The sequence below is a fragment of the Enterobacter sp. V87_3 genome, assembly GCF_029967835.1.
Classification (GTDB): domain Bacteria; phylum Pseudomonadota; class Gammaproteobacteria; order Enterobacterales; family Enterobacteriaceae; genus Enterobacter; species Enterobacter cancerogenus.
In genome coordinates this window covers 1-24,251 of the sequence record NZ_JASCAM010000030.1, presented here as the reverse complement: position 1 = coordinate 24,251, position 24,251 = coordinate 1, and the positions used below count along the sequence as shown (strand labels likewise).

Here is a 24,251-nt window from a genome sequence, read left to right as displayed (position 1 = left end):
AGCGCTGAGAGTTATTTTATTATATCGCCCTGCGGGCGCCTTATTTACAGCCTCACCTTCACGCTGGCTTCTTTGTCTATACTCAACTCATAACAGACAACGGAGTGCACCATGCCTTTACCCGACTTTCATTCCTCTGATCCTTATACCCTTGGCATTGAGCTTGAACTCCAGGTGGTCAACCCGCCGGGCTACGACCTGAGCCAGGACTCCTCTGCCCTTATCGCCGCCGTTGAGCACGACATCAAAGGCGGTGAAGTGAAGCACGACATCACCGAGAGCATGCTCGAGATTGCCACCGGCGTGTGCCATAACATCGACCAGGCGGCGGCGCAGTTTTCGGTCATGCAGCAGAGCATTCTGCGTGCGGCGGCAGAGCAGCATATCCAGATTTGCGGCGGCGGGACGCACCCTTTTCAGAAGTGGCAGCGTCAGGAAGTGTGCGACGACGAGCGCTATAACGTCACGCTGGAGCGCTTTGGCTATCTGATTTTGCAGGCCACGGTGTTTGGCCAGCACGTGCACGTGGGCTGCCGGACCGGGGATGACGCCATTTACCTGCTGCACGGCCTGTCGCGTTTTGTGCCGCACTTTATCGCGCTGGCGGCCTCATCGCCCTACATGCAGGGAACGGATACCAAATTTGCCTCATCACGCTTGAACATTTTCTCGGGCTTCCCGGACAACGGTCAGATGCCGTGGGTCAATAGCTGGCAGGAGTTTGAAGGGCTGTTCCGCCGCCTGAGCAGCACCAGCATGATCGACAGCATTAAAGATCTGCACTGGGACATCCGCCCCAGCCCGCACTTTGGCACGGTGGAGGTGCGGGTGATGGATACGCCGCTGACGCTCGGTCATGCGATCAACATCGCCGGGTTGATTCAGGCGACGTCGCACTGGCTGCTGACCACGCGGCCCTATAAGCATCAGGAAAAAGATTTTCTGCTGTACCGCTTCAACCGTTTTCAGGCGTGCCGTTACGGGCTGGAAGGGATCCTGACGGACGTGCATACCGGTGAGCACAAAACCGTGGCGCAAGATATTGCCTGGCTGCTGGAGCAGGTTGCGCCGTCGGCCGAGAAGCTCGGCGCGACCAGCGCGATAAAGGAAATTGCCCTGATGCTGAAACAGGGCAAGAGCGAGGCGCAGCGCATGCGGGACTTCATTGCAGACGGTGGCTCGCTCATCTCCTTAGTGCAGAAACACAGCGAACTGTGGGCGACTAGCCCGTAAGGCGATGCCCCCCCTCACGCAGGCGCTGGAACAGCACAAACAGCGCCGGAATAAAGAGGATGCCGACCACGGTCGCCACCAGCATGCCGCTGAACACCGTGGTACCGATGATGCGTCGGCTCTGGGCACCTGCCCCGCTCGCCAGCATCATCGGCAGAACGCCGATAATAAAGGACACGGCGGTCATCATTACCGCACGGAAGCGGCGTGATGCCCCTTCCCGCGCCGCATCGACAATCGCCATTCCGTCCATACGCCGCGCGCGGGCAAACTCAACGATCAGGATGGCGTTCTTGGCGGCCAGCGCGATCAACAGCACCAGGCCAATCTGCACGTACACGTCGTTAGCGTATCCGGCAATCCACAGCCACACCAGCGCTCCGCCGATGGCGAACAGCACCGACAGCATCACGCTCGCAGGCAGCGTCCAGCTCTCATACTGGGCGACGAGGAACAGCCACGCCATCACCACCGCCGCCAGCACGATCCAGATCGCCTGATTACCGGTCTGCTGCTCCTGATACGACATGCCGCTCCAGGCGTAGTCATACCCGGCGGGCAGGTTCGCGGCCAGGATCTGGCCCATCACCGCCATCGCCGTGCTGCTGCTCACCCCGTCTGCCGCCGAGCCGCTCACCGACACGGACGGGAACTGGTTGTACTGCTGCAGGAACGGCGCGCCGACGCTCGGCGTGATGGTGACGAGGTTGCTCAGGCGCACGCGTTCGCCGCCGTTGCTGCGCACAAACAGCTCGCTGATTTGCTCTGCGCGCTCGCGCCACTGCATCTCGTTTTGCATCACCACGTGGTAGACCCGGTTGTTCACGCTGAAGTCCCCGGCGCGCGTCCCCCCGAACGCTGTTTGCAGGCTGCTGAAGATGCGCGAGACCGGCACGTCGAGACGGGCCGCACGCTCGCGATCGACCGTCAGCGTAAGCTGCGGCACGTTGCTGCTCCAGGTGGTGAACACGCGGCTCAGCTGCGGGTGCTGGTTCGCTTTCGCCAGCACCTCGCGCGTGACGCCCTCCAGCTCCGCCGGGCTTTGCCCCGCCTGCGCCTGAATACGCAGGTCGAAACCGGAGGCGTTGCCCAACCCCGGCAGCGTCGGCGGCGCGAAGGTCATGATGGTTGCTTCCGGCAGGGCCAGAAGCTGGCGCTGCAAAGTGCCCATCACCTCGTCCAGCGGCGGACGCTCGCTCCAGTCCTTCAGCATGATGGAGATAAAGCCGCCGTTAGAGGCGCTGGTGCCGTTGAGAATGTTAAACCCGGAGACCTGAATCACATCCTCCACCGCCGGGTTTTTAGCGATCAGCTCACGCGCGGTGGTCATCACCGCCTCGGTACGCTCAAGCGACGCCGCCTCCGGCAGCTGGACGCTGGCGAAGAAGTAACCCTGATCTTCCTGTGGCAGGAAGCCTTTTGGCATCGATATAAAGCTGAACACGACGATGGCCGCCGCCCCTGCGGTTGCCAGCAGCGCCAGCCATGGGCGCAGGTTAAGCGCGCTCACCATGCGGGTGTAAGCGTTGCGCGTGGCATCCAGCCCGCGGTTGAAGCCGCGGAAAATGGCGGCCGGATGCGCCGGGCGCGGACGCAGCAGCATGGCGCACAGGGCGGGCGTTAACGTCAGCGCCACCAGGCTTGAGAGCGTGACGGCGGTAGAGAGCGTGACCGCGAACTGACGGTACAGCTCGCCGACGATGCCCGGCAGCAGCGCCACCGGCACAAATACCGCCAGCAGCACGAGGGTGGTGGCAATCACCGGCCCGGCAATCTGGCGCAGCGCCAGCGCGGTCGCCGCCGTGCGGCTCTGCCCTTCCGCCATCAGCGTTTCGACGCTCTCAACCACCACGATGGCATCATCCACCACCATGGTCAGCGCCAGAATAATGGCGAACAGGCTCAGCGTGTTGGCGGAGTAGCCGAGCGTGTAGAGCACCGCAAAGGTCCCCACCAGTGACACCGGAATCGCAAGGGCGACAATCAGCGTTGCGCGCCAGCTTTGCAGGAACAGGGAGACGACCACCACCACGGCCAGCATGGTCAGCGCCAGCGAGACGCCGATCTCCTTGATGGTGGCGGCCACAAAGGAGGTGGTATCGAATTTCACCTCATAGGTGAGGTCGTCCGGGAAGCGCGCGGAGAGCCGCTCCAGCTCGGCGCGTACCGCATCGGCCACGCGCAGGGCGTTGGCGGACGGCGTGGGGTAAATACCGAGGTAGGCAGAGTCATGCCCGTTGAGCTGCGCACCGGAGCTGTAGCTGCGCGAGCCAAGCTCGATGGTCGCCACGTCCTTCAGGCGCACCAGTTGCCCCATCTCCCCCACGCGAATGATCACGTCGGCAAAATCCCCGGCCTGACTTAAGCGCCCCAGCCCGTTGATGGTCAGGGTCTGCTGCTGGCCGTTAAACACCGGCGGCGTGCCGACCTGGCCCGCCGCGCCCTGGACGTTTTGCTCGCGCAATGCCTGCGCCACGTCGTCGGTGGTGACGTTAAGGGCGTTCATGCGATCCGGACGCAGCCAGATGCGCATGCTGTAATCACGCGCGCCAAACATCTGCACCTGGCCAACCCCCGGCAGGCGGGACAGTGCCTCGCGCACCTGGGTGCTGGCGTAGTTGCTGACGAACAGCGGCGTGTGGGTGTTGTTCGGTGAGTAAAGACTTACCCCCATCATCAGGTTGGTGGCGCGCTTGCGCACCTGCACGCCGTTTTGCTGCGCCTCGGCGGGCAACTGCGCCAGGGCCTGCGCCACGCGGTTTTGTACGTCGATGGCGGCAAGATCCGGGTCGGTGCCTGCCGCAAAGGTGATGTTCAGGCTATAGCTGCCCTCGTCCGAACTGGTGGATTCCATGTAAAGCATGTGATCCACGCCGTTAAGCTGGGTCTCAAGCGGCGTGGCGATGGCTTCCGCCACGTCAGCCGAGCTGGCGCCGGGCCAGCTCGCGGAGACATTCACCACCGGTGGCGTGATCTGCGGATACTGTTCCACCGGAATAATGCGCAGCGCAATGGCACCAAGCAGGGTGATGACCAGCGCAATCACCATCGCAAAGCGCGGGCGTTTGATGAAAAACGTCAGCATGATGGCTCCTTAGTTCAGTATCTGGACGGCAGCGCCAGGCTGTACGCGCTGCGCGCCGTCAGTAATCGCTCGCTCACCCGGCTTAACGCCGGAGGTAATCTGGAACTGCTGGCCCATCTGCCCGGCGATGGTCAGCGGGCGTTTTTCGGCTTTGCCGTCGGCGTTAATCACCCAGGCAAAGAATCCGTCACCGTTCTGCTGGACCGCCGCGGCGGGCAGCGTCAAAACCGGCTGAACGCTTGCCGGGCGCAGGTAAACGTTCACATTACCGCCGGGCAGCAGTTGATGGCGCGGGTTGGCGAACTCGGCGCGCAGCATCACGCTGGCGGTCCGCGGGTCGATACGGTTGTCCACGGAGGTTAATTCCCCGAGAACGCGCTGGCCGTTACTGTCGATCAGCGCCTGCCAGGCACGCTTCATGGCGCTGATATCGGCGTGCTGCCCGGCCTTGGTGGCAAACGCCCCCTCTTCCAGCGCAAACGCGATGCGGATCGGGTCAAGCTGCACCACCTCCACCAGCACGCCGCTACCGGGGTTGACCAGGCTGCCCACGTGGAACTGGCTGTGGCCCACGCGGCCATCAATCGGCGAGATGATGCGGGTGTAGGCCAGGGTGACGTTGCGGGTTTCGAGCCGGGCTTTTGCCTGCTCCAGCGCCGCGCGGGCAACGTCGCGCTGCATGCGGGCGTTATCCACGTCGTGACGGCTGATGGCGTTGCTGCTGCCCAGGCTTTCGAAGCGGGAAAGCTGCTGCTGCGCCTGACGCAGCGTGGCTTCGGCGCTGGTCACCTCGGCCTGCGCCAGACGCACGGCGGCGCGCGGCTCGGCATCGTCCAGCTCAAACAGCACATCACCTTTTTTTACGTACTGCCCGTCGCGAAAGTGGATGTTGGTGATCACCCCTTCCGTACGGGCGCGCAGTTCCACGGTGTGGATAGCCTCGATGCGGCCAGGGATCTGCCGCTCGGCGGCGTGGGCGGTCTGCTCTACGGCGGCCACGCGCACGGGAATGACGGCGGCAAAAGCGGGTTGCAGGGTGCAGGCGAGCAGCGCGAACAGGAGTGGGAGTTTCATGGGGAGTACCTCAGGGATTTTCCCCTCACCCTAACCCTCTCCCCAAAGGGGAGAGGGAACATTTATACCCTCTCCCCTTTGGGGAGAGGGCAGGGTGAGGGGTCAGGTTTTAGGTTATGCAGCCTTACGGAACCTGCGGGTCAGTCGCTTCTCGATTTCAACGATGAAGAACATCACCCCTGCAACCGCCAGCGTCACGAACCAGTAGCGCAGCGGCAGCGCTTCGGTGCCAAACAGCATCTGCATAAACGGCAGGTAGATGATGGCCGCCTGGAGAAGGAACAGCACGCCCGTGACCAGCCAGATGCCTTTGTTCGCCAGCAGACCGCGGTTCAGGGAGAACCCTTCGGTGTTACGGCAGTTAATCATGTACACCCACTGCGCACACACCAGCATCTGCAGCAGCACGGTGCGGATGAACTCCGCGCTGTGGCCGCGCGGGGCCAGCCAGGCTTCCAGGGCAAACGCCGCAATCGCAATCATGGTGCCGACGAAGGCCACGCGCCAGACGGCGTAGGCGTCCATCACGTGCTGTCCGGTCTGACGCGGTGGACGGCGCATGATGTTGCGCTCGGCGGCTTCAAAGGCCAGGCCGAAGGAGAGCGTGGCGGAGGTCGCCATGTTCATCCACAGGATCAGGACCGGCGTCAGCGGAATAATGTTCCCCGCCAGCAGCGCAATCACAATCAGCAGCCCCTGCGCCAGGTTGGTCGGCATGATGAACAGAATGGTCTTTTTCAGGTTGTCGTACACGCGACGCCCCTCTTTCACCGCACTGGCGATGGTGGCGAAGTTATCGTCCGTCAGGACCATATCCGCCGCCTCTTTGGTGACTTCCGTCCCTTTGATGCCCATCGCGATACCGACGTCCGCCTGACGCAGCGCCGGGGCATCGTTTACACCGTCGCCGGTCATGCCGACAATCTCACCTTTGTCCTGCAGGGCCTGCACCAGGCGCAGCTTATGCTCCGGGCTGGTACGGGCGAAGATGTCATATTTCACCGCCGCATCGGCAAGCTCGGCATCGCTCATTTTCTCCAGCTGATAGCCGGTAACCGCCTGCTCGCTGTTGGTGATCCCCAGCATCTGGCCGATGCTCATCGCCGTCTGCGGGTGATCCCCGGTAATCATCTTGACGCGGATCCCCGCCTGCTGGCAGGCATGAATGGCATCGATGGCTTCCGGACGCGGCGGATCCATCATCCCGGCGATACCGAGGAAGATCAGGCCGGTATTCAGGTCGTCGTGCGTGAGCGCCGTTTCGCCGTTGGCTGGCTTAAACGCTGCGGCAACCATGCGCAGCCCCTGACGGGCATAGCGCTCCATTTCGGTTTCCCAGTACGCGCGGTTGAACGCTTCGGTCCCGTTGCGGGTCTGCTGCTGCTCACACAGGGCGAAAATCACGTCCGGCGCACCGGTGATCAGGATCTGCTCCTCGCTACCAATCTGGTAGTGGGTGCTCATGTACTTGTACTGCGAGTCGAACGGGATTTTGTTGACCAGCGTCGTCATTACCGGCGCGAGGTTGGCTTTCGCCGCCAGCACCTTCAGCGCGCCTTCGGTTGGCCCCCCGGTGATAGCCCACAGGCCGCGCTCGTCCTGAATCATCTGACTGTCGTTACACAGGTCGATGGTGCGCAGGTACTGCTCCAGCACGGTCCCCGGCTGGATCTGCACCGGCTCGTCGCTGCCTTCCAGATAGATGTTACCTACCGGCTCGTAGCTGTTGCCGTCCACGCGGTAGCAGCTCTCAGCGGTGATGATCGCTTTCACCGTCATTTCGTTCATGGTCAGGGTGCCGGTTTTATCCGAGCAGACCACGGTCATTGCCCCCAGGGTTTCCACCGTTGGCAGTTTGCGGATAATTGCCCGCTTGCGCGCCATCGCCTGCACGCCCAGGGAGAGGATGATGGAGATAATCGCCGGCAGACCTTCCGGTACAGAGGCCACCGCCAGGCTAATCAGGGAGAGCAGCAGCTCGCCCATCGGGATATCGCGGAAGACCAGGCTGAAGACAAACAGCGCGGCCATCATCGCCAGAATAATGACGAAAATCGCTTTGCCAAGCTTGTCCATCTGCACCAGCAGCGGCGTGCGGTGTTTTTCAATACCCGCCATCATCTGGTTGATGTGACCAAGCTCGGTCTCCTGCCCGGTGGCAATGACCACGCCGACGCCACCGCCCGCGCTAACGGTTGTCCCCGAGAAGACCAGGTTGGTGCGGTCGCCTAGCGGTAATTCGCCGCTCAGCGGCTGGGTCTGTTTATCCACCACCGTTGATTCACCGGTGAGAATAGCCTCTTCAACGCGTAGGTTGTGCGCTTCAATAAGACGCATATCCGCCGGAATACGATCGCCTGCGCGCAGCACAACAATATCGCCCGGCACCAGGTCGGTGGTCGGGATGGTTTCGTGATTACCATTGCGAATAACGCGCGCCTCGCTGGAGAGCATATTTCGAATACTCTGCAGGGATTTTTCCGCGTTACTTTCCTGAATGTGACCAATTAAGGCATTGATGACCGCCACGCCCAGAATAACCAGCGTATCGACCCAGTGGCCCATGACCGCCGTTAATACGGCTGCCGCCAGCAGGACATAGATCAGGACATCATTAAAGTGTGCCAGAAAACGCAGCCAGCCCGGCTTGCCCTTTTTCTCAGGCAGCGCGTTTGGCCCCACTTTCTGCAGGCGCGCCTGCGCTTCAGCGCGATCCAGCCCTTGCGGCTGCGTCTGCTGGTGCGCCAGCACCTGCTCGACGGTCTGCTGAAAAGCGTTGTTGCCCGCGGGCGGCATGTTCTGAGAAATATTTTTTTTGGTCATTTTCTTTCCTTTAATTTCCGGTGGACGGAAGCCTGAATTCCTTTCTGGCTTAATAAATTCATTTTTAATGCTTGCGGGTTAATTTGATCTACCGCAATATAATTACTGCCGGGTTATTCAAAACTGTTTAAAACTATTTCGATAAGCTGATTTTTACAAAATATTTCTAAACCAACATTAAACGAGGAGGAAGCATGTTTGGTATTTATCGCGGTCGCCGCCTGGCGTTATACATTGTCGCAGCCATTGTTATTGCTACGTTAATTGGCTACAGCACCTATAGCTTTGTAAAATTATTTGCGTAATACAGACGTTTATTTACAGAACACGATAATAATTGAATTGCGGGCCGTTATGTATTTTGCCAGAGGAATTTATTTGCGGCTAAAAGCAGCGTTTTAAATAAAAATCGCTGACGGGGTTTATATTGCTTTACGTTCGAGGATGCCGGACAATGACATTTTTAACTGACGATTAACATTATCATGAAACACCCGTTAGAATCGCTGCTCACCGCAGGCGGCATTTTATTGTTGGCCCTGCTCTCCTGCCTGCTGCTACCTGCGCCTTCGCTGGGGATGGTACTGGCGCAGAAGCTGGTGGTCACCTTCCACATGGTCGATTTGAACCAGCTTTACACCATTCTGTTCTGTCTGTGGTTCTTGCTGCTCGGCGCCATCGAATTCGTTATCCTGCGTTTCGTCTGGCGCCGCTGGTTTTCACTGGCGTCGTAAGCCGGTGAAATCGCGCATGCCGTGGATCAGCGCTTCACACCAGACCGCGTAGTCGTGGCCGCTGGACCACGGGTGGAAGCTCACGCGGTAGCCCTTTTCCCGCAGGACGTTTTCAAACTCCCGCGTGGTGCGATAGTTCCCCCCGCCCGGCCCCGCTTGTTCAAACTTGCCGGCCTGAAGCCAGAAACGCACCGGGTACAGCGGCGACTGCTGATACTGACGCGTCAGCCAGCCGGGCGCTTCCCCTTTCGGTGCCCACCAGTAGGAGCCAGACAGGCTCAGAACATTGCCAAACAGTCGCGGATAGCGCAGCGCCACCCATGACGAGGCAATGCCCCCGTAGCTTGAACCTGCCAGCACCGTTTTCTGCCGCTGCGTGGCGATCCCCCGCGCGCGAAGCTGCGGCAGCAGCTCATGCGCCATAAAATCAGCAAAATCGGGGTTCGGCGGTAACTCTTTACCGCGACGGGCGTGATCGAGGCTGTCGATAAACACCACGTTGACGGGCGGAAGATGGTGTCGGGCAATCAGGCCATCCAGTACGCTGGCGAAATGGTACTCGTCCTGATAAATCTGCCCGTCGAAAAGAATCAGCGTCCACCGCGCCGGCTGCGCGCCGCGTGGTTGCCAGGTTGTGACGTCTCGGGTATTGCCGAGGATACGGCTGGTGATTTTCTGGCGGGTGAGCGTGCCGTTTATCACCGGCTGCGCCATCGCCTGCACGGAGCAGTAGCGCGCCGGGCTGAGATCGAGGAGTGAAAACCGGTTCCAGCGGTCGGCTTTTTGTTCACCAAAGGTATGAGGGTTGAGCGGATCGGCCTGAGCGCTCACCAGGATCGCCCGGCGGCGATCGTGCACAGAGCCTTCCACCGCGGGGACATCCGGCGCAAGCTTGTACTGCATAAGCGTGTCGGCGGGCACTACGTAGCTGCGAAACCAGACGTCGGTCGTGCCTAGGCGGAACAGCGGGTCGTGTTCGCCCGACGGAGAGCCGAAGAGAAAGACATTTTCGCGCGCACCGCGCCACAGGAAGGTGATCCGCTTGTGCTCCGCATCGACCGGCTCCACCATTGGCGTACCCTGCTGGCGCTGCAGCGCCCAGAACGCCTCGGTAGTTCCGCCCGCCGCTACCGTTTTAGCCAGCGCCTGCAGCGCCGGGCTTTCTGGCGCCAGCATTTGCACCCGCGCCAGGGCAGATGTCTCTTTCATCCGCCACTGAAAGCGCCACGGCTTGCCCGCTTCGCCGTGCAGCACCAGCGAGGTGTTCTGCTTTACCGGCAGCGCAAAGAGCAGCGTATGTTCACCATCCGCAGGCCCGTTTTCCACCAGCGTGCGGATGCGGCGGTTTTGCCCGTCCAGCAGGCGAGCGTCGGTTACGCCCTGTAGCGTGGCGGAAACGTAATTTTCAGCAAGCTCGGGCAGCATAAAACAGACTTCGCCGCTGGCATCAAACTTCCCCTCAACCTCTCCCTGCAGGGAAGTGTGTTCGCACGTCGCCGCCATCGCTGGCAGCGCGCCGATCCCTAATAACAATCCACTCCATGCGCTCTTCATTACCGCGTGTTCCCCGATAAAATTTGCACTCACGCTAATGCAAATGGGAATTATTTTCAATGCGCCCGGGTATGATTTTCCTTGCGGTAAGCGCCGGGCGGCTGATGGAACGTGCGGGTGAAAATACGCGTAAAGGTCTGCTGCGAGTCAAAGCCGTAGCGCAGGCAGATGTCATACACCCGCTCGTCGGATTCGCGCAGGTCGCGCGCCGCCAGCAGCAGCTTGCGTTCGCGAATATAGCGCCCCAGACTCTCTCCTTTGTACTGCATAAACAGCCGCTGAAGATGCCACTTCGAGTAACCCGCGTGACGGGCGATCTCTTCTATGCGCAGCGGCTGATGCAGGTTGTCGTCGATCCATTCGACGATAGTGTCGATAACCTGAGCGGAAATAGTCATGTTGCTCTCTCCTTCTGCTCTTTGATTCATCATTTATTCCCACCACGGGCGAAATTGCTGAGCGGTATCATTCACGCGGACCGGCTCGCCCAGTTCCGGCGTTAACAGCCGATAGCCTTTGTCGTGGCTGGCTTTTGCGAGCTGGATCAGCGGATCGTTCCAGGTATGTTTCGCCAGCACAAACCGTCCATTATGGCCCGGCACCACCGCTTTGGCATTGAGATCCGCTGCGGCCTGCGCCGTTTCATCCGGCAGCATGTGAATGTACTTCCAGTCCTGGTCATACTGGCCGTTTTCCATGATCGCGAGATCGACTGCGCCAAACTGCTCGCCAATATCCCGGAAGTGCGGCCCGTAGCCGGAGTCACCGCTGTAGTACACCTTCTGTTCAGGCGTGACGAACATAAAGCTGCCCCACAGCGTCTGGTTGCGTTTGATGCCGCGCCCGGAGAAGTGGCGCGCAGGCAGAACGTGCACGGTCAGCGCCTCGCTGATGCGTACCGACTGGTTCCAGTCGCGCTCGTCGATAATCATCGGGTCCATCCCCCAGTAGCGCAGATGTGAACCCACGCCAAGCGGCGTGACCACGCGCTTCACCTTCGGCAGCAGCGCTTTGATGGTGGCGTAATCCAGATGGTCGTAGTGATCGTGCGAAATGATCAGCAGGTCGATCTCGGGCATGCTCGCGGCACGCCACGGGTAGTCCCCCTCAAAGGCTTTGTTGAGGAACGAGAACGGCGCGGCGTAGTTGCCCAGGACCGGATCGATCAGGATGCGTTTCCCCGCTAACTGCAGATACCAGGACGAGTGCCCCAGCCACACCAGCGTATCCTGCGCCAGCGGCAGGCTGGCGAGATCGGTGTTGACCAGCGGCAGCGGCTGCGCGGGACGGGCGTTTTCGGTTTTTTTCGTCAGAAACTCCCACATCGCCACCAGCATATTTTTGTCGCCGTTGTAGCCCGGCGTCGGCAGTGCATTGTGAAACGCCCCGTCGCGATACTGGGGCGAAGCTTGCAACCCGGAGAGCTGTTCTCCCTGCGGCGGCTGGCCAAATCCGGCGTTCAGGACAAAGGGTAAACTTGCAGCTGAAGCAATAATCATGACAAACACCACGCAGATGAATAGAGGCTTTTTCATTTTCCCGACTCGCCGACGCGCCCCTTCCGATGGTTTGCGCGGATGACACTTGATTATGAGTGAGTAAGCACTCATTATAGATACGATGAATATATCGTCAAGATGTTTTCGATCTTTGACATTCCGCGTTGCAGCAGCCTGACGCGCATGATTCAATACGTTTTTTTACAATTGACAAAGAGGAGAATTTGGTGGCACGTCCGAAGAGTGAAGATAAAAAACAGGCCTTACTGGAGGCAGCAACCGCTGCATTTGCACAGTCAGGCATTGCCGCCTCAACGGCGACCATCGCTCGTAGTGCCGGGGTCGCCGAAGGCACGCTGTTTCGCTACTTTGCTACCAAAGACGATCTGCTGAATGCCCTCTACCTGCACCTGAAGCAGGATCTCTGCCAGACCATGATGGCGAACCTTGACCGCTCGATCACCCTGCCAAAAGAGCATACCCGCAACATCTGGAACAGCTATGTGGACTGGGGGATTCGTAACCCGGCGGCTCACGGGGCGATCCGCCAGCTTGGTGTGAGCGAGAAAATTTCCACTGAGACCGAACAGGCCGTTCACGACATGTTTCCGGAGCTGAACGAACTGTGCCGCCGCTCGGTTCGCCCGGTATTTATGTCCGACGAATTTAAAACCTTCGGCGATGCCATCTTCCTGTCGCTGGCCGAGACCACCATGGAATTCGCCACCCGCGATCCGTCCCGTGCCGTGGATTTTAAAGCGCTCGGCTTTGAGGCCATGTGGCGCGCGCTCGCCATAGAGAACACCGATGGACAGTAAATCATTACAGGAACACGCGATGCGCGTGGCGCTGGAGCTGCCGTTCACCGAGCACTGCTGGCCGTTCGGCCCGGAGTTCGACGTGTTTAAAGTCGGCGGCAAGATTTTTATGCTTGTCGCGGTCGCTCACGGGCGTCCGCACGTCAGTCTGAAATCCGATCCGGAAAAATCGCTGCTCAATCAGCAGATCTACCGCGGCGTAGAGCCGGGCTATCACCTGAATAAAAAGCACTGGATTTCGCTCTACGGCACCGACGATATCACGCCCGACGTGGTGACCGATTTCATCCACGATTCGTGGCATCTGGTCGTCGATAAGCTGGCGAAAAAGGACCAGAAGCGGATACGCCCCGTCTGATTGTTCGTCTGAGACGAACAGAATAAGCGCTCGAATCGCACTTATCTTTTTCCGCGTCGCCCTGTAATCTGCTTTCCTTTCGCGCCCATATGCGGGCGATTTTTACTACCAGGAGTTGTTATGGATATCATTTCTGTCGCCCTGAAACGCCACTCTGCCAAGGCGTTCGACGCAAGCAAAAAACTGACCGCAGAAGAAGCGGAGAAAATCAAAACCCTGCTGCAGTACAGCCCGTCCAGCACGAACTCCCAGCCGTGGCACTTCATTGTTGCCAGCACTGAGGAAGGCAAAGCGCGCGTGGCGAAATCTGCTGCGGGTACCTATGTGTTCAACGAGCGCAAAATGCTGGATGCCTCTCACGTGGTGGTGTTCTGCGCCAAAACTGCGATGGACGATGCATGGCTGGAGCGCGTGGTGGATCAAGAAGAAGCTGACGGGCGTTTCGCCACGCCGGAAGCGAAAGCCGCAAACCACAAAGGCCGCTGCTACTTCGCAGACATGCACCGCGTGGATCTGAAAGATGACGACCAGTGGATGGCAAAACAGGTTTACCTGAACGTGGGTAACTTCCTGCTGGGCGTGGCCGCGATGGGTCTGGACGCGGTGCCGATTGAAGGCTTCGACGCGGCGATCCTCGACGAAGAGTTTGGCCTGAAAGAGAAAGGCTTCACCAGCCTGGTGGTGGTACCGGTTGGCCACCACAGCGTGGAAGATTTCAACGCCACGCTGCCAAAATCTCGCCTGCCGCTGAGCACCATTGTAACCGAGTGCTAGTAACCGTGGGCCGCGCGTAGCGGCCCATTACAAGTAGGTTGAACAGGGTTCAATACAGCGTAATCTGCGGATGCTTCACCCCGCATACCAGCGCATAACGCGTTAACGTATCAAGGCTCGCTCGCGTGATGTTGGCTTCCATTCGTGACACCGTTGGCGCACTGACCCCCATCCGTTCCGCAACCTGTGCACGCGTCAGGCCTGCATGGCTTCGCCACTGCGCCAGCATCTCCTGCAGACGCGCTTTGCGCTCTTCTGCGTTAAATGCGGCCTGCACGTCTGCGTGGCTTAACAGTTCGGTTCTCAACTCATCCCAGTCGATTATTTTCTTGCTCATCCAACATCTCCTGTTGCCGTTTCAGTGCCAGACTTATCTCCGCAGACGGCGTTTTCTGCTTCGCCTGAACCACGGTGGGCAACGCGAGGATCTCTTCCCTCACGGCCTCATGGACGATGAGTCTGAACATCTTTATTCATCCCTGAAAATATTAACATATAAGGCAATTTGCATTAAAGGCTAATTTTGCCTTTCGTGATTTACCTTACCTGCATCATTCAGGAGATGCTGGACTCTCGCTTATTCCCTGAAAGCCCCTCGAAAAAACTATTTTTCCCTGCTCCCGGCATGCCAGATTTTTTCCGCATAGCGACCAATCACCGCCAGCGATGCCGCCAGAATCAGGAAGAACACGACCTTGTTCATCCCCTCCCAGAAATATTCGAAATAGCGGGTATAGAGATTGATGGCGAGGAAGGTCAGGCCAAAACCGCGCAGCATGCCGTCGTCGGTTTTCAGGCTGATGAAGATGCACAGCACCGCCGCCACGGCGAAGAGCAGCGCCCACGGCAGCAGCGATGACTGCGTGACGCCATACCAGCTGTCGATATCGTTGTTGCCAAAAATCGACAGGATCCACAGGGCGACAAACAGATACGTCAGCCCCATCGCCTTACTGGTGGTGTAGAGGTGGCGGGGTTGCAGTACGCCGCGCAGGACATAGCACAGCGCCAGCAGCACGCCGCCGAAGACGATAAAGCGCACCGGGTAGCTCATGCCCAGCCAGTACGCTCCCCAGCCGGACATATAGCCCGTTTCGGCACCGAACCAGTTGCCGAGCGAAAGCAAAAAGAAGAGCCAGACCAGCCCCGAGCGCCCGAAATAGCCAACCAGGCCGTACACCGCACACCCGGCCAGGAACAACGGCGCAACGTGGCCGCTGCCGTTATCAAGACGTTCACCAAGCTGCCACAGGGCAATGGCGGTAAAGAACACCCCAAGGAACAGGATGGCTTCCGTGCTGTAGTGCAACGGGGTTTCTCGCCGCTGGCGGCTGAAGCCCCACAGGTAAAACAGCACGGCGGCAAGCAGAGGCAGACCGATGCGGGCGATAAAGGAGTATGAGAAAAATGCGATAATGCGCGCCATCAACTCGCTGTCGGCAAACAGGCTGCCGATGGCGATAATCACGCAGGCGAGCGCGGTCCAGAAGGCGTAGCGGCTGAGCCGCTGCCAGTCCATCGTTACGCGCCTCAGGGTTCCGGCCAGACGCTGATGTTCGTCGGGGGTTAATGCCCCATCCTGCTCCCACGCCGCGAGCGCCCGGCGTAAAACCCGCTCCTGCTTACGCGTCACGTTCATTTTGCCTGCTCCGCCAGCCAGTCCATGACTCTCTCCCCTGCCTCGTCCACCGGGAGGTACACCAGCAGTCGCGAGCCGTTGCGCGGCGCTGAGTACCAGTACATCTGCTGTAAATGAAAATCCCCCAGCTCAGGATGGGTAAACAGCTTGAGCTGGTTTTCCACACCGCGCACGTCGTTGCGCTGGTGCCACAGGGTTTGAAACTCATCTGAAACCGCAAAAAAGCGCGCCAGTTTGGCTTCCCACTGCGGATCGCCCCGGTGCTCGGCCATTGCCGCGCGGAAGTAGGAAACGAAGATCGGCAGCACGTCGTCGCGCTTGCCCAGCCTTGCGCGCCACGCCGGATGGGTGAGGAACAGGTAAATACAGTTGCGGTCTTCCGGCGGGATGTCGTTGAAATCGACGCCCATCAAATGACCAAAGCTATCGTTCCACGCCACGATATCAAAGTTTGGTTTCTGGATGCTGGCGGGCTTTGGCATCAGGGTATCAAGCAGGCGGCGCGTGCCTTCGCTGATCCCCTCGCAGCAGACCGCCTGCGGCGCTTCACCCGGCGGTAATCCGGCCAGCACGAAAAGATGGCGGGCTTCGGTCGGGGTGCATTGTAGCGCTTTAGCAACAGCTGCCATCACCGCGCTCGACGGATTGACGTCCCTGCCCTGCTCCAGCCAGGTGTACCAGGTTACGCCCACGTCTGCGAGCATCGCCACCTCTTCGCGGCGCAAGCCCGGCGTGCGGCGACGCCCGCTGCGCGGCAAGCCGAGACGCTGCGGGTCGAGGCTTTCGCGCCGTGCGCGTAAAAATGCCCCGAGCTGTTTTCGGGTGTCATCCTGAAGCGAGGTGACAGGTTCAGACATCAGCGCCATAAATCCCCCTGCATGGTAGTGCCAGTACCAGTATAAGCAAGAACTGGTACCCGTTTATCAGATAGACGATGCTACGTCTCTACGCCGTTTGACGCAATGGAGTTACCATGAACAGGTCAGTTATTTCACCAGGCCGTGCAGGCCTGATACTGCTGTTAACCGGGCAGATGCTGCCGCTTATCGATACCTCAATCACCAACGTCGCGCTGGACTCCATCACCCATTCGCTGCACGCCACCGCCACAGAACTGGAGCTGATTGTCGCGCTTTACGGCGTAGCCTTCGCCGTCTGCCTGGCGCTCGGCAGCAAGCTCGGGGATAACCTCGGTCGCCGTCGTCTGTTTATGTGGGGCGTGGCGAGCTTTGGACTGGCCTCGCTGCTGTGCGGGATGGCGGGCAACATCGAACAACTGCTTGCCGCGCGCATCGTTCAGGGTGCCGGGGCGGCGCTGATCGTGCCGCAAATTCTCGCCACGCTGCATGTGACGTTAAAAGGGCCGGCGCACGCCAAAGCCATTAGCCTGTTCGGCGGTATCGGCGGAATAGCTTTTATCGTCGGCCAGATGGGCGGCGGCTGGCTGGTATCGGCGGATATCGCCGGGCTGGGCTGGCGCAACGCTTTCTTCATCAACGTCCCCATTTGTCTGGTGGTGCTGGCGTTAAGCCGTCGCTATGTACCGGAAACCCGCCGCGAAACGCCGTCGCGCATCGACTGGACGGGCACCGCGCTGCTGGCGATGATCCTCTGCTGCCTGTTGTTCCCGATGGCACTCGGTCCCCAGTGGCACTGGTCGTGGCCGCTGAAGGCTGCACTGATTGCTATTATTCCGCTGGCCTGGCTGATGGTGCTGAATGCGCGTAAAAAAGAGCGCGAAGATGCCCACCCGCTGATCCCGCCGCGCCTGATGCAGCTTGCGAGCATCCGCTTTGGCGTGCTTATCGCGATGCTCTTTTTCAGCGTCTGGTCCGGCTTTATGTTCTGTATGGCGCTGACCATGCAGACCGGTCTTGGCATGGCACCGTGGCAGTCGGGGAACAGCTTCATCGCGCTGGGGGTGACCTATTTTGTCTCCGCGTGGTTTGCCCCGCGCCTGATTGCCCGTTACCGCACCAGCACCCTTCTGCTGAGCGGCCTGGCGATCCAGATCCTCGGCCTGCTGGCGCTGATCGCCACCTTCCGCCACTGGGGAATGAACAATACGGCCCTGACGCTAGCACCGGCGACCGGGCTGGTCGGTTACGGACAGGCGTTGATTGTGAACAGCTTCTACCGCATCGGGATGCGCGATATCCAGCCGGACGACGCGGGCGCAGCAAGCGCCATTTTGAGCACGCTTCAACAGGCGGCGCTGGGGCTTGGCCCGGCGATTTTTGGTGCGATTTTGCTGCACGCGCTGCAAAGTCACCACGGGGATTACACGCAGGCGGTCAACGTCTTCCTGATGGTGGAAACGGCAATGATGATTGCCCTTGCGCTGGCAACGGTGCGTATGCGCCATCGCCTGTGCCTGCCGGTGATCACGACCTGCCACGCGACGAAGTAACGCGCCAGAATTTGCATAATATATCCGCAGCCGCCATTATGGGGCTGCAACAATACAGGAGATGTTATGCAGGAATTAATTGCTCAGGTTGAAGAGTTAGGGATTGAAATTAATCACACCACATCGCTGGTGATTATCTTTGGTATTATTTTTCTGACTGCCCTTATCGTGCATTTTATATTGCACAAACTGGTGCTGCGCGCCTTTGAAAAGCGTGCGCAGGCCAGCAGCCATTTGTGGCTGCAAATCATTACCCAGAATAAGTTATTTCACCGTCTGGCCTTTACCATTCAGGGGATAATCGTCAACGTTCAGGCGGCGCTGTGGTTACAAAAAGGCAGTGAAGCGGCGGAAATACTCACCACCTGCGCGAAGCTGTGGGTGATGGTGTATGCCCTGCTGTCCTTCTTCTCGCTGCTGGACGTGATCTTTAATCTGTCGCAAAAAATGGCGACCGCGTCCCAACTGCCGCTGAAAGGCATTTTCCAGGGCGTTAAGCTGGTGAGCGCCATTCTGGTCGGGATTTTGATTATCTCCCTGCTGATCGGTCAGTCTCCCGCGATTCTGATTAGTGGCCTGGGTGCCATGGCCGCGGTCCTGATGCTGGTGTTTAAAGACCCGATCCTTGGCCTTGTGGCGGGCATTCAGCTTTCAGCTAACGATATGCTCAAGCTCGGCGACTGGCTGGAGATGCCGAAATATGGCGCTAACGGCACGGTGACGGACATCGGCCTGACCACCGTGAAGGTGCGTAATTTCGATAACACCATCACCACCATTCCGACGTGGGCGCTGGTGTCCGACGCGTTCATCAACTGGAGCGGCATGTCAGCTTCGGGCGGTCGCCGCATTAAGCGCAGCCTGAATATTGATACCACCAGCATTCATTTCCTCGACGAGCAGGAGCAGCAGAAACTGATTCAGGCGAAGCTGCTAAAACCTTATCTGGCCGCGCGTCATGAGGAAATTAACCTGTGGAATCAGCAAAACGGCGAAGGGGAATCGGTATTAAACCTGCGCAAGATGACCAATATCGGCACCTTCCGCGCCTATCTGAATGAATATCTGCGCAACCACCCACGTATCCGTAAAGATATGACATTGATGGTGCGCCAGCTCGCGCCGGACGCCAACGGTCTGCCTGTTGAAATATATGCCTTCACCAATACGGTGGTCTGGGCGGAATATGAAGAGATCCAGGCCGATATCTTCGACCATATTTTTGCCGTGGTGGATGAATTTGGTCTGCGGATCCATCAGTCGCCGACCGGGAACGATATTCGCTCGCTGGCGGTTGTTTCAGCAAACTAATCAGGCGCTGGCGCGGGAAATAAAGCGCCAGTCCATCATCACTCTTTCCGTGGGCGCATCGGGGTTGTCGATCTTATTTAATAGCAGATCGACGGCCTTGCGCCCGATATCCCGCGACGGCTGTTCGATGGTGGTAAGCGAGATCATCTCCGCCAGCTCCGTACCGTCAAACCCCACCACTGCGATATCCTCCGGTACCCGCAGCCCTGCCTGCTGAATCGCGCGCAGCGCGCCTGCCGCCAGAGTATCGGAAACCGCGAATACCGCGTCCGGCGGATCCTCCTTCAACAGTTTTTGCATCGCCGCCATCCCGGCGCCGGAACTGAGATCGCTGGCGTATTCAACCGCCTGATAATCGAGATCGCGCAGGTGGATCACGCTCTTGTAGCCGCGCTCGCGCAGGCGGGCATATTTGTAGCTGAGGTCGTGGTTGATCAGCGCAATGCGCGTGCACCCGCGTTCGGCAAGCTGGCTGACGACGTGCTGCGAAGCATCGACGTCGTTAATGCCGACGCAGGACACCGCCCCGGCATCGGCGTATTCCGCGCACTGCACCCACGGCGCGTTGCCGATAAGCGCGGAGAGTTCCGGCAGCTTCGAGAACGCATCCATGGTGATAATCCCGTCGACGATTTTCCCCGTCAGCAGGCTTAACCCCGAGCGGGAGCGTTCGATATCCGAGCCGGAATTGCAGAGTAAAATGCGGTAGCCGTTCTTCTCGGCCTCTTCTTCGATGCCCTTGACCACCTCGGCACAGAACGGGTTGGCGATGTTCGAAACCATCACCAGAATCATATAGCTGCGGGCGGTGCGCAGCTGGCGCGCCAGCAGGTTCGGCTGGTAGTTACTCTCCCGGATCGCCTGCAGGACGCGCTCGCGGTTTTTCGCTTTAACCGTGTCGCTGTTGTTCAGCACACGAGAAACCGTCGCCACGGACACCCCGGCCAGTTGAGCGATTTTCTGAATTGACATAGCGACGACACATCCTGCGGTTAGCGTTTTATGCAGGCTATCATAATTTCGCGGCCCGGCGAACCGGGCAGCGCGTCATCGTTCCACCCTCACCCAGCGCTGCTGCTGATGGCTTTTTACAATGGCATCAATGATATACATGACGTTTGCGCCGTCGTGGAAGGTCGCAAACAGCGGCTGCGCGGGCATGCTGCCCGCCTGCACGGCGCGGTAGAACTGCGCCATCATGTTTTTGAAGGCATCCGGCCAGCCCTCGATATGGCCGCCGGGGAAGTGGGCGCTGTCGGCCGCGTCGCGGTTCATCAGACCGGGGTCGTCGGTGAGGATCTCGTTTGCCTGCGCGCGATGCCCCACCCACAGCCGCTGGGGCACCTCCTGATCCCACGCCACCGACATCTCGCTGCCGTTGATTTCCAGCGTCAGGCGGTTTTTACGCCCGGCGCTGACCTGCGAGACGCTAAAACTGCCCTTGCTGCCGTCGTCGAAGCGGATGAGCACGGAGCCAAAATCTTCGGTGGTGACCGGTTTGTCCTCATACGCCGCGTGTGGATCGTGGCTGAAGGTCTGATTTCCCGCCACGCTGGCCTTGCGCGTCGGCCAGACGATAGAGAGATCGGCCATCACCTCGGTGATACGCCGCCCGGTCACAAACTGTACGGTATCACACCAGTGAGAGCCGATGTCCGCCACCGCGCGGGATGCGCCGCCGAGCGCGGCATCCACCCGCCAGTTGTAGTCGGTTTCCAGCAGCATCCAGTCCTGCAGGTAGCTGCCGTGTGCAGCAAACAGTCGCCCGAGGCTGCCCGCGCGCATCATGCTCGCCGCCTGACGCACCATCGCAAACTGGCGATAGACAAAGCTCACGCCGTGTATCACACCCGCCTGCTCCGCCAGCACCACCAGCTCGCGCGCCTCGTCCGGCGTCATACACAGCGGTTTTTCGGAAAACAGATGCTTACCTGCTCGTAAAATCTGGCGGTTAATCGCGGCGTGCAGGTGGTTTGGCGTGCAGTTGTGCACCACGTGCAGATCCGGGTGCGCAAGCAGATCCTCCACGCGGCCATAGGCGTGGGGGACGTTAAGCGCGCGCGCCTTTTCCTGCGCCTGCGCGAGCGAGCTGTCGCACAGCGCGACAACCTGCACCACACCGAGACGGCGCAGCGCCTCAATATGGGCCGGGCCGATAAAGCCGCTGCCGATTATACCGACGTTAATCATGGCTGCCTCCTGCGGCGAAATCATCAAACGCCCGCCCGGAAACCGGAATGATATGGCGGCGGATAAACTCGCTGCCTTCGCGGGCACCGGTATCGCCATCCTTCAGGCAGCACTCCCACTCCAGCACCGCCCAGCCGTCGTAGTCGTACTGGGTCAGCTTGCTGAAGATACCCTTGAAGTCGATCTGCCCGTCGCCGAGCGAACGGAAACGCCCGGCGCGATCGATCCACGGCTGGTAGCCGCCGTATACGCCGCTGCGCCCGTTGGGGCGAAATTCCGCATCCTTGACGTGGAACGCTTTGATGCGCGCGTGGTAGATGTCGATAAAGGTCAGGTAATCCATCTGCTGCAACAGCATGTGGCTGGGATCGTAGAGAATGTTGCAGCGCGGATGGTTATCAAGCAGCGCCAGGAAACGCTCGAAGGTTACGCCATCGTGCAGGTCTTCCCCCGGATGCAGCTCAAAACAGACGTCCACGCCCTGTTCATCGAAGGCGTCGAGAATGGGCCGCCAGCGGTTTGCCAGTTCCTGAAACGCCGCCTGAAACCGCTGCGCGTTGTGCGGCGGCCACGGATAGAAAAACGGCCAGGCCAGCGAGCCGGAGAACGTCGCGTGCGCCTTTAACCCCAGCCTGGCGGAGGCCACCGCCGCCTGTGTGAGTTTCTCCGTTGCCCAGGCCTGGCGCGCCGCGTCGTTACCGCGCACGCTGGCCGGGGCGAAGTGGTCAAACGCATCGCTGTAAACGTCGCTCACCGCAACCAGCTGGCCTTCAAGATGAGTCGACAGCTCGCTTATCACCAGCCCGTGTTCCGCCAGCTTACCGGTAATGTCGTCGCAGTAGGCCTGGCTTTCTGCCGCGTTCTCCACGTCAAAAATGTGCGGATGGTTGCAGGGAATTTGCAGGGCTTTATAGCCCTTCCCTGCCGCCCAGCCCGCCAGCCCGTCCAGCGAGTTAAACGGCGCGTCTCCGCCGATAAACTGCGACAGAAAAATCCCGGGTCCTTTTATCGTCCTCATACCACCTCCTGAACCTTACGCCTTGTCATCGTCATACCTGAACGTGAAAAGGAAAATGAGTGCAATCGCCGCGGCAGCCACCGCCGGGATCCACCAGAATGTGACCCACGCCTGCGGCACAGGTTGACCCGCCACCAGACGGTTATACAGCGCGCCGGATATCTGCGAGCCGAGCAGCATCCCGATACCGTATGTGAACATGACGATCATGCTCTGGGCCTGACCTTTAACCTTTTCGCCCGCCACGCGGTCGGTATAGATAAAGCCCACCACAAAGAAGAAATCGTAGCAGACGCCGTGGAGCAGAATGCCGAGGTAGAGCAGGATGCGCCCCTCTTCACTGACGCCCATCGCGAACATGGCGTAACGCACGAACCACGCCAGCATGCCGATGAGCAGCATGTATTTCACGCCCAGACGGCGGAACAGCAGCGGGATCACCAGCATAAAGAAGATCTCGGACATCTGTCCGAAGGACATGGCGGTGCTGACGTCGGCAATGCCTGCATCTGCGAGATACGAGGCGGTGTAGGCGTAATAGGTACCGAGCGGCACGGAGATCAGCATCGCGCAGACGGAGAAGACCAGGAAGTGGCGCGTTTTGAGCAGCGCAAAGGCGTCCGCGCAGAAAAGATCGCGCACCTTCACCGGCAGGCCTTTCGCCGGCGCGGGCGTGTGCGGCAGCGTCAGGCTGTAAAGCGCCAGCAGCACGGAGCTGGCCGCCGCCACCTGGAAGATGGTGACGCTTGAGGCCACGCCGGTCACGCCGATAAATATCCCCGCCACGATCCAGCCGATGGTGCCAAACACGCGCACCACCGGGAAGGTTTTATCGACGTTCGCCAGGCTGTGAAACGCGATGTTGTTGGTCAGCGCCAGCGTTGGCATGTAGCAGAGCGTATAGCCAAAGAGCAGGCCAATCAGCAATGCGCCGTTTTGTGCAATAAGCGCGCCGGGAACGAACCACAGGATCGCCGCGCCCGCGAGGTGCATCACCGCCATCACCTTCTGCGAGGCAAAGAAGCGATCCACCAGCATACCAAGTACAAACGGCGAGAGAATGGAGGCGATTGGCCCGGCGGAAAACGCATCGCCAATCAGCAAAGACATGTTGTGCTGGGTCATCACCAGGCCGAGCGTGACCGACCAGCTACCCCAGATAAAAAACTGCAGAAACATCATCAGCGACAAACGCGGCACCAGCAGCCGGTGCTGCCCTATCGCCTGTCCACGACTTTCGGTTGTTGACACCATGATAAGCCTCACCCAGAGAAAGTAATCGATTACAAAACAGTTCAATTAAAAAGTAATCGATTACAAAATAAAGATCCTGGGGATCGAGGCGGATTTGGGAGAGGGGTCACGATAAAGAAGACGCGTTTGCTGGTTGGGTAATGACGTGTAGGCCCGGTAAGCGCAGCGCCACCGGGCAAGGGCTTACGTGTGGTCTGATGCCCTCACCCCACCCCTCTCCCACAGGGAGAGGGAGGCAAACCCCTACCACGTGTAGGCCCGGTAAGCGCAGCGCCACCGGGCAAAGGATTACGTGCGGTCTGGTGCCCTCACCCCAACCCTCTCCCACAGGGAGAGGGAGGCAAACCCCTACCACGTGTAGGCCCGGTAAGCGCAGCGCCACCGGGCAAAGGATTACGTGCGGTCTGGTGCCCTCACCCCAACCCTCTCCCACAGGGAGAGGGAGGCAAACCCCTACCACGTGTAGGCCCGGTAAGC

At 59.5% G+C, this 24,251-nt stretch carries 21 protein-coding genes; 7 read left to right on the top strand and 14 right to left on the bottom strand.

Annotated features, from left to right (window positions below; genetic code table 11):
• The first annotated feature begins 111 nt into the window (after window positions 1-111).
• A complete protein-coding gene (locus QLG21_RS18475) occupies window positions 112-1,233 on the top strand; it encodes a YbdK family carboxylate-amine ligase (RefSeq protein ID WP_088207743.1) in 1,122 nt (373 codons plus the stop codon).
• On the opposite strand, the gene QLG21_RS18470 is transcribed toward QLG21_RS18475, so the two are convergent.
• The 3 genes from QLG21_RS18470 to QLG21_RS18460 form a co-directional block, all read right to left on the bottom strand.
• Complete coding sequence (locus QLG21_RS18470) at window positions 1,223-4,318, bottom strand: efflux RND transporter permease subunit (protein ID WP_282484950.1); 3,096 nt, start codon at window positions 4,316-4,318, stop codon at window positions 1,223-1,225. The genes QLG21_RS18475 and QLG21_RS18470 overlap by 11 nt on opposite strands.
• Window positions 4,319-4,327: 9 nt before the next feature.
• Complete coding sequence (locus QLG21_RS18465; protein ID WP_282484949.1) at window positions 4,328-5,392, bottom strand: efflux RND transporter periplasmic adaptor subunit; 1,065 nt, start codon at window positions 5,390-5,392, stop codon at window positions 4,328-4,330.
• A gap of 114 nt (window positions 5,393-5,506) precedes the next feature.
• Entirely contained in the window at window positions 5,507-8,215 is a 2,709-nt protein-coding gene (locus tag QLG21_RS18460) for a cation-transporting P-type ATPase (protein WP_102891296.1), read from the bottom strand.
• A gap of 485 nt (window positions 8,216-8,700) precedes the next feature.
• On the opposite strand from QLG21_RS18460, the gene QLG21_RS18455 reads away from it, so the two are divergent.
• Window positions 8,701-8,949 carry a DUF1158 domain-containing protein gene (locus tag QLG21_RS18455; protein WP_153681413.1) on the top strand — a complete coding sequence of 83 codons (249 nt, stop codon included), beginning with the start codon at window positions 8,701-8,703 and terminating at the stop codon, window positions 8,947-8,949.
• Here the strand turns inward: QLG21_RS18455 and QLG21_RS18450 are convergent.
• Genes QLG21_RS18450 through QLG21_RS18440 form a run of 3 tightly spaced genes read right to left on the bottom strand, consistent with a single transcriptional unit; the run spans window position 8,935 to window position 12,038 of the window.
• Window positions 8,935-10,503, bottom strand: coding sequence for an alpha/beta hydrolase-fold protein (locus QLG21_RS18450; RefSeq protein WP_282484948.1), 1,569 nt, complete (start codon window positions 10,501-10,503; stop codon window positions 8,935-8,937). The genes QLG21_RS18455 and QLG21_RS18450 overlap by 15 nt on opposite strands.
• A 56-nt stretch (window positions 10,504-10,559) precedes the next feature.
• Window positions 10,560-10,901, bottom strand: a complete 342-nt coding sequence (locus tag QLG21_RS18445) for a RamA family antibiotic efflux transcriptional regulator (protein WP_088207746.1) — start codon at window positions 10,899-10,901, stop codon at window positions 10,560-10,562.
• A gap of 33 nt (window positions 10,902-10,934) precedes the next feature.
• A complete protein-coding gene (locus QLG21_RS18440; protein ID WP_282484947.1) occupies window positions 10,935-12,038 on the bottom strand; it encodes a RomA family MBL fold metallo-hydrolase in 1,104 nt (367 codons plus the stop codon).
• Between the two features lie 191 nt (window positions 12,039-12,229).
• Between QLG21_RS18440 and QLG21_RS18435 the strand changes: the two genes are divergently transcribed.
• From QLG21_RS18435 to nfsB, 3 genes are all read left to right on the top strand, one after another.
• Window positions 12,230-12,820, top strand: coding sequence for a TetR/AcrR family transcriptional regulator (locus QLG21_RS18435; protein WP_042320908.1), 591 nt, complete (start codon window positions 12,230-12,232; stop codon window positions 12,818-12,820).
• The gene (locus QLG21_RS18430) at window positions 12,810-13,178 is read left to right on the top strand and encodes an MmcQ/YjbR family DNA-binding protein (protein WP_088207748.1); all 369 of its coding nucleotides are present in this window, start codon (window positions 12,810-12,812) and stop codon (window positions 13,176-13,178) included. Before QLG21_RS18435 ends, QLG21_RS18430 begins: the two co-directional genes overlap by 11 nt.
• Before the next feature lie 120 nt (window positions 13,179-13,298).
• Complete coding sequence (nfsB, locus tag QLG21_RS18425) at window positions 13,299-13,952, top strand: oxygen-insensitive NAD(P)H nitroreductase (protein ID WP_006177019.1); 654 nt, start codon at window positions 13,299-13,301, stop codon at window positions 13,950-13,952.
• 49 nt (window positions 13,953-14,001) lie between these two features.
• Here nfsB and QLG21_RS18420 read toward each other — a convergent pair whose 3' ends face one another.
• From QLG21_RS18420 to QLG21_RS18405, 4 genes are all read right to left on the bottom strand, one after another.
• Window positions 14,002-14,289 (bottom strand): helix-turn-helix transcriptional regulator, encoded by a 288-nt coding sequence (locus tag QLG21_RS18420; protein ID WP_006177018.1) that lies wholly within the window; start codon window positions 14,287-14,289, stop codon window positions 14,002-14,004.
• Window positions 14,261-14,419: a hypothetical protein gene (locus tag QLG21_RS18415; protein WP_282484946.1), complete on the bottom strand. Its 159-nt coding sequence runs from the start codon at window positions 14,417-14,419 to the stop codon at window positions 14,261-14,263. Before QLG21_RS18415 ends, QLG21_RS18420 begins: the two co-directional genes overlap by 29 nt.
• Before the next feature lie 137 nt (window positions 14,420-14,556).
• Window positions 14,557-15,591 carry a DUF2157 domain-containing protein gene (locus QLG21_RS18410; RefSeq protein ID WP_282484945.1) on the bottom strand — a complete coding sequence of 345 codons (1,035 nt, stop codon included), beginning with the start codon at window positions 15,589-15,591 and terminating at the stop codon, window positions 14,557-14,559.
• Window positions 15,588-16,457 (bottom strand): helix-turn-helix transcriptional regulator, encoded by an 870-nt coding sequence (locus QLG21_RS18405; RefSeq protein ID WP_006177015.1) that lies wholly within the window; start codon window positions 16,455-16,457, stop codon window positions 15,588-15,590. The genes QLG21_RS18410 and QLG21_RS18405 overlap by 4 nt, the downstream gene beginning before the upstream one ends.
• Window positions 16,458-16,564: 107 nt before the next feature.
• Here QLG21_RS18405 and QLG21_RS18400 point away from each other — a divergent pair, with 107 nt between their 5' ends.
• Both QLG21_RS18400 and QLG21_RS18395 read left to right on the top strand, forming a co-directional pair.
• Entirely contained in the window at window positions 16,565-18,001 is a 1,437-nt protein-coding gene (locus QLG21_RS18400; protein ID WP_282484944.1) for an MFS transporter, read from the top strand.
• 66 nt (window positions 18,002-18,067) lie between these two features.
• Window positions 18,068-19,312: a mechanosensitive ion channel family protein gene (locus QLG21_RS18395; protein ID WP_102891302.1), complete on the top strand. Its 1,245-nt coding sequence runs from the start codon at window positions 18,068-18,070 to the stop codon at window positions 19,310-19,312.
• On the opposite strand, the gene QLG21_RS18390 is transcribed toward QLG21_RS18395, so the two are convergent.
• From QLG21_RS18390 to QLG21_RS18375, 4 genes are all read right to left on the bottom strand, one after another.
• Window positions 19,313-20,284 (bottom strand): LacI family DNA-binding transcriptional regulator, encoded by a 972-nt coding sequence (locus QLG21_RS18390; RefSeq protein ID WP_006177011.1) that lies wholly within the window; start codon window positions 20,282-20,284, stop codon window positions 19,313-19,315. It abuts the gene before it with no gap.
• A gap of 75 nt (window positions 20,285-20,359) precedes the next feature.
• Window positions 20,360-21,502, bottom strand: coding sequence for a Gfo/Idh/MocA family oxidoreductase (locus QLG21_RS18385; RefSeq protein ID WP_282484943.1), 1,143 nt, complete (start codon window positions 21,500-21,502; stop codon window positions 20,360-20,362).
• Window positions 21,495-22,520: a sugar phosphate isomerase/epimerase gene (locus QLG21_RS18380; protein ID WP_282484942.1), complete on the bottom strand. Its 1,026-nt coding sequence runs from the start codon at window positions 22,518-22,520 to the stop codon at window positions 21,495-21,497. The genes QLG21_RS18385 and QLG21_RS18380 overlap by 8 nt, the downstream gene beginning before the upstream one ends.
• Window positions 22,521-22,535: 15 nt before the next feature.
• The gene (locus tag QLG21_RS18375) at window positions 22,536-23,774 is read right to left on the bottom strand and encodes an MFS transporter (RefSeq protein ID WP_042321419.1); all 1,239 of its coding nucleotides are present in this window, start codon (window positions 23,772-23,774) and stop codon (window positions 22,536-22,538) included.
• Window positions 23,775-24,251 lie beyond the last annotated feature (477 nt).

Bases quoted from the DNA above. Each gene is read 5' to 3' on its own strand.
- QLG21_RS18395 (WP_102891302.1), top strand. From the start codon at position 18,068: ATGCAGGAATTAATTGCTCAGGTTGAAGAGTTAGGGATTGAAATTAAT.
- QLG21_RS18460 (WP_102891296.1), bottom strand. From the start codon at position 8,215: ATGACCAAAAAAAATATTTCTCAGAACATGCCGCCCGCGGGCAACAAC.
- QLG21_RS18445 (WP_088207746.1), bottom strand. From the start codon at position 10,901: ATGACTATTTCCGCTCAGGTTATCGACACTATCGTCGAATGGATCGAC.
- QLG21_RS18380 (WP_282484942.1), bottom strand. From the start codon at position 22,520: ATGAGGACGATAAAAGGACCCGGGATTTTTCTGTCGCAGTTTATCGGC.
- QLG21_RS18375 (WP_042321419.1), bottom strand. From the start codon at position 23,774: ATGGTGTCAACAACCGAAAGTCGTGGACAGGCGATAGGGCAGCACCGG.
- QLG21_RS18390 (WP_006177011.1), bottom strand. From the start codon at position 20,284: ATGTCAATTCAGAAAATCGCTCAACTGGCCGGGGTGTCCGTGGCGACG.
- QLG21_RS18400 (WP_282484944.1), top strand. From the start codon at position 16,565: ATGAACAGGTCAGTTATTTCACCAGGCCGTGCAGGCCTGATACTGCTG.
- QLG21_RS18410 (WP_282484945.1), bottom strand. From the start codon at position 15,591: ATGAACGTGACGCGTAAGCAGGAGCGGGTTTTACGCCGGGCGCTCGCG.
- QLG21_RS18455 (WP_153681413.1), top strand. From the start codon at position 8,701: ATGAAACACCCGTTAGAATCGCTGCTCACCGCAGGCGGCATTTTATTG.
- QLG21_RS18430 (WP_088207748.1), top strand. From the start codon at position 12,810: ATGGACAGTAAATCATTACAGGAACACGCGATGCGCGTGGCGCTGGAG.
- QLG21_RS18475 (WP_088207743.1), top strand. From the start codon at position 112: ATGCCTTTACCCGACTTTCATTCCTCTGATCCTTATACCCTTGGCATT.
- QLG21_RS18470 (WP_282484950.1), bottom strand. From the start codon at position 4,318: ATGCTGACGTTTTTCATCAAACGCCCGCGCTTTGCGATGGTGATTGCG.
- QLG21_RS18420 (WP_006177018.1), bottom strand. From the start codon at position 14,289: ATGAGCAAGAAAATAATCGACTGGGATGAGTTGAGAACCGAACTGTTA.
- QLG21_RS18405 (WP_006177015.1), bottom strand. From the start codon at position 16,457: ATGGCGCTGATGTCTGAACCTGTCACCTCGCTTCAGGATGACACCCGA.
- QLG21_RS18450 (WP_282484948.1), bottom strand. From the start codon at position 10,503: ATGAAGAGCGCATGGAGTGGATTGTTATTAGGGATCGGCGCGCTGCCA.
- QLG21_RS18415 (WP_282484946.1), bottom strand. From the start codon at position 14,419: ATGTTCAGACTCATCGTCCATGAGGCCGTGAGGGAAGAGATCCTCGCG.
- nfsB (WP_006177019.1), top strand. From the start codon at position 13,299: ATGGATATCATTTCTGTCGCCCTGAAACGCCACTCTGCCAAGGCGTTC.
- QLG21_RS18440 (WP_282484947.1), bottom strand. From the start codon at position 12,038: ATGAAAAAGCCTCTATTCATCTGCGTGGTGTTTGTCATGATTATTGCT.
- QLG21_RS18465 (WP_282484949.1), bottom strand. From the start codon at position 5,392: ATGAAACTCCCACTCCTGTTCGCGCTGCTCGCCTGCACCCTGCAACCC.
- QLG21_RS18385 (WP_282484943.1), bottom strand. From the start codon at position 21,502: ATGATTAACGTCGGTATAATCGGCAGCGGCTTTATCGGCCCGGCCCAT.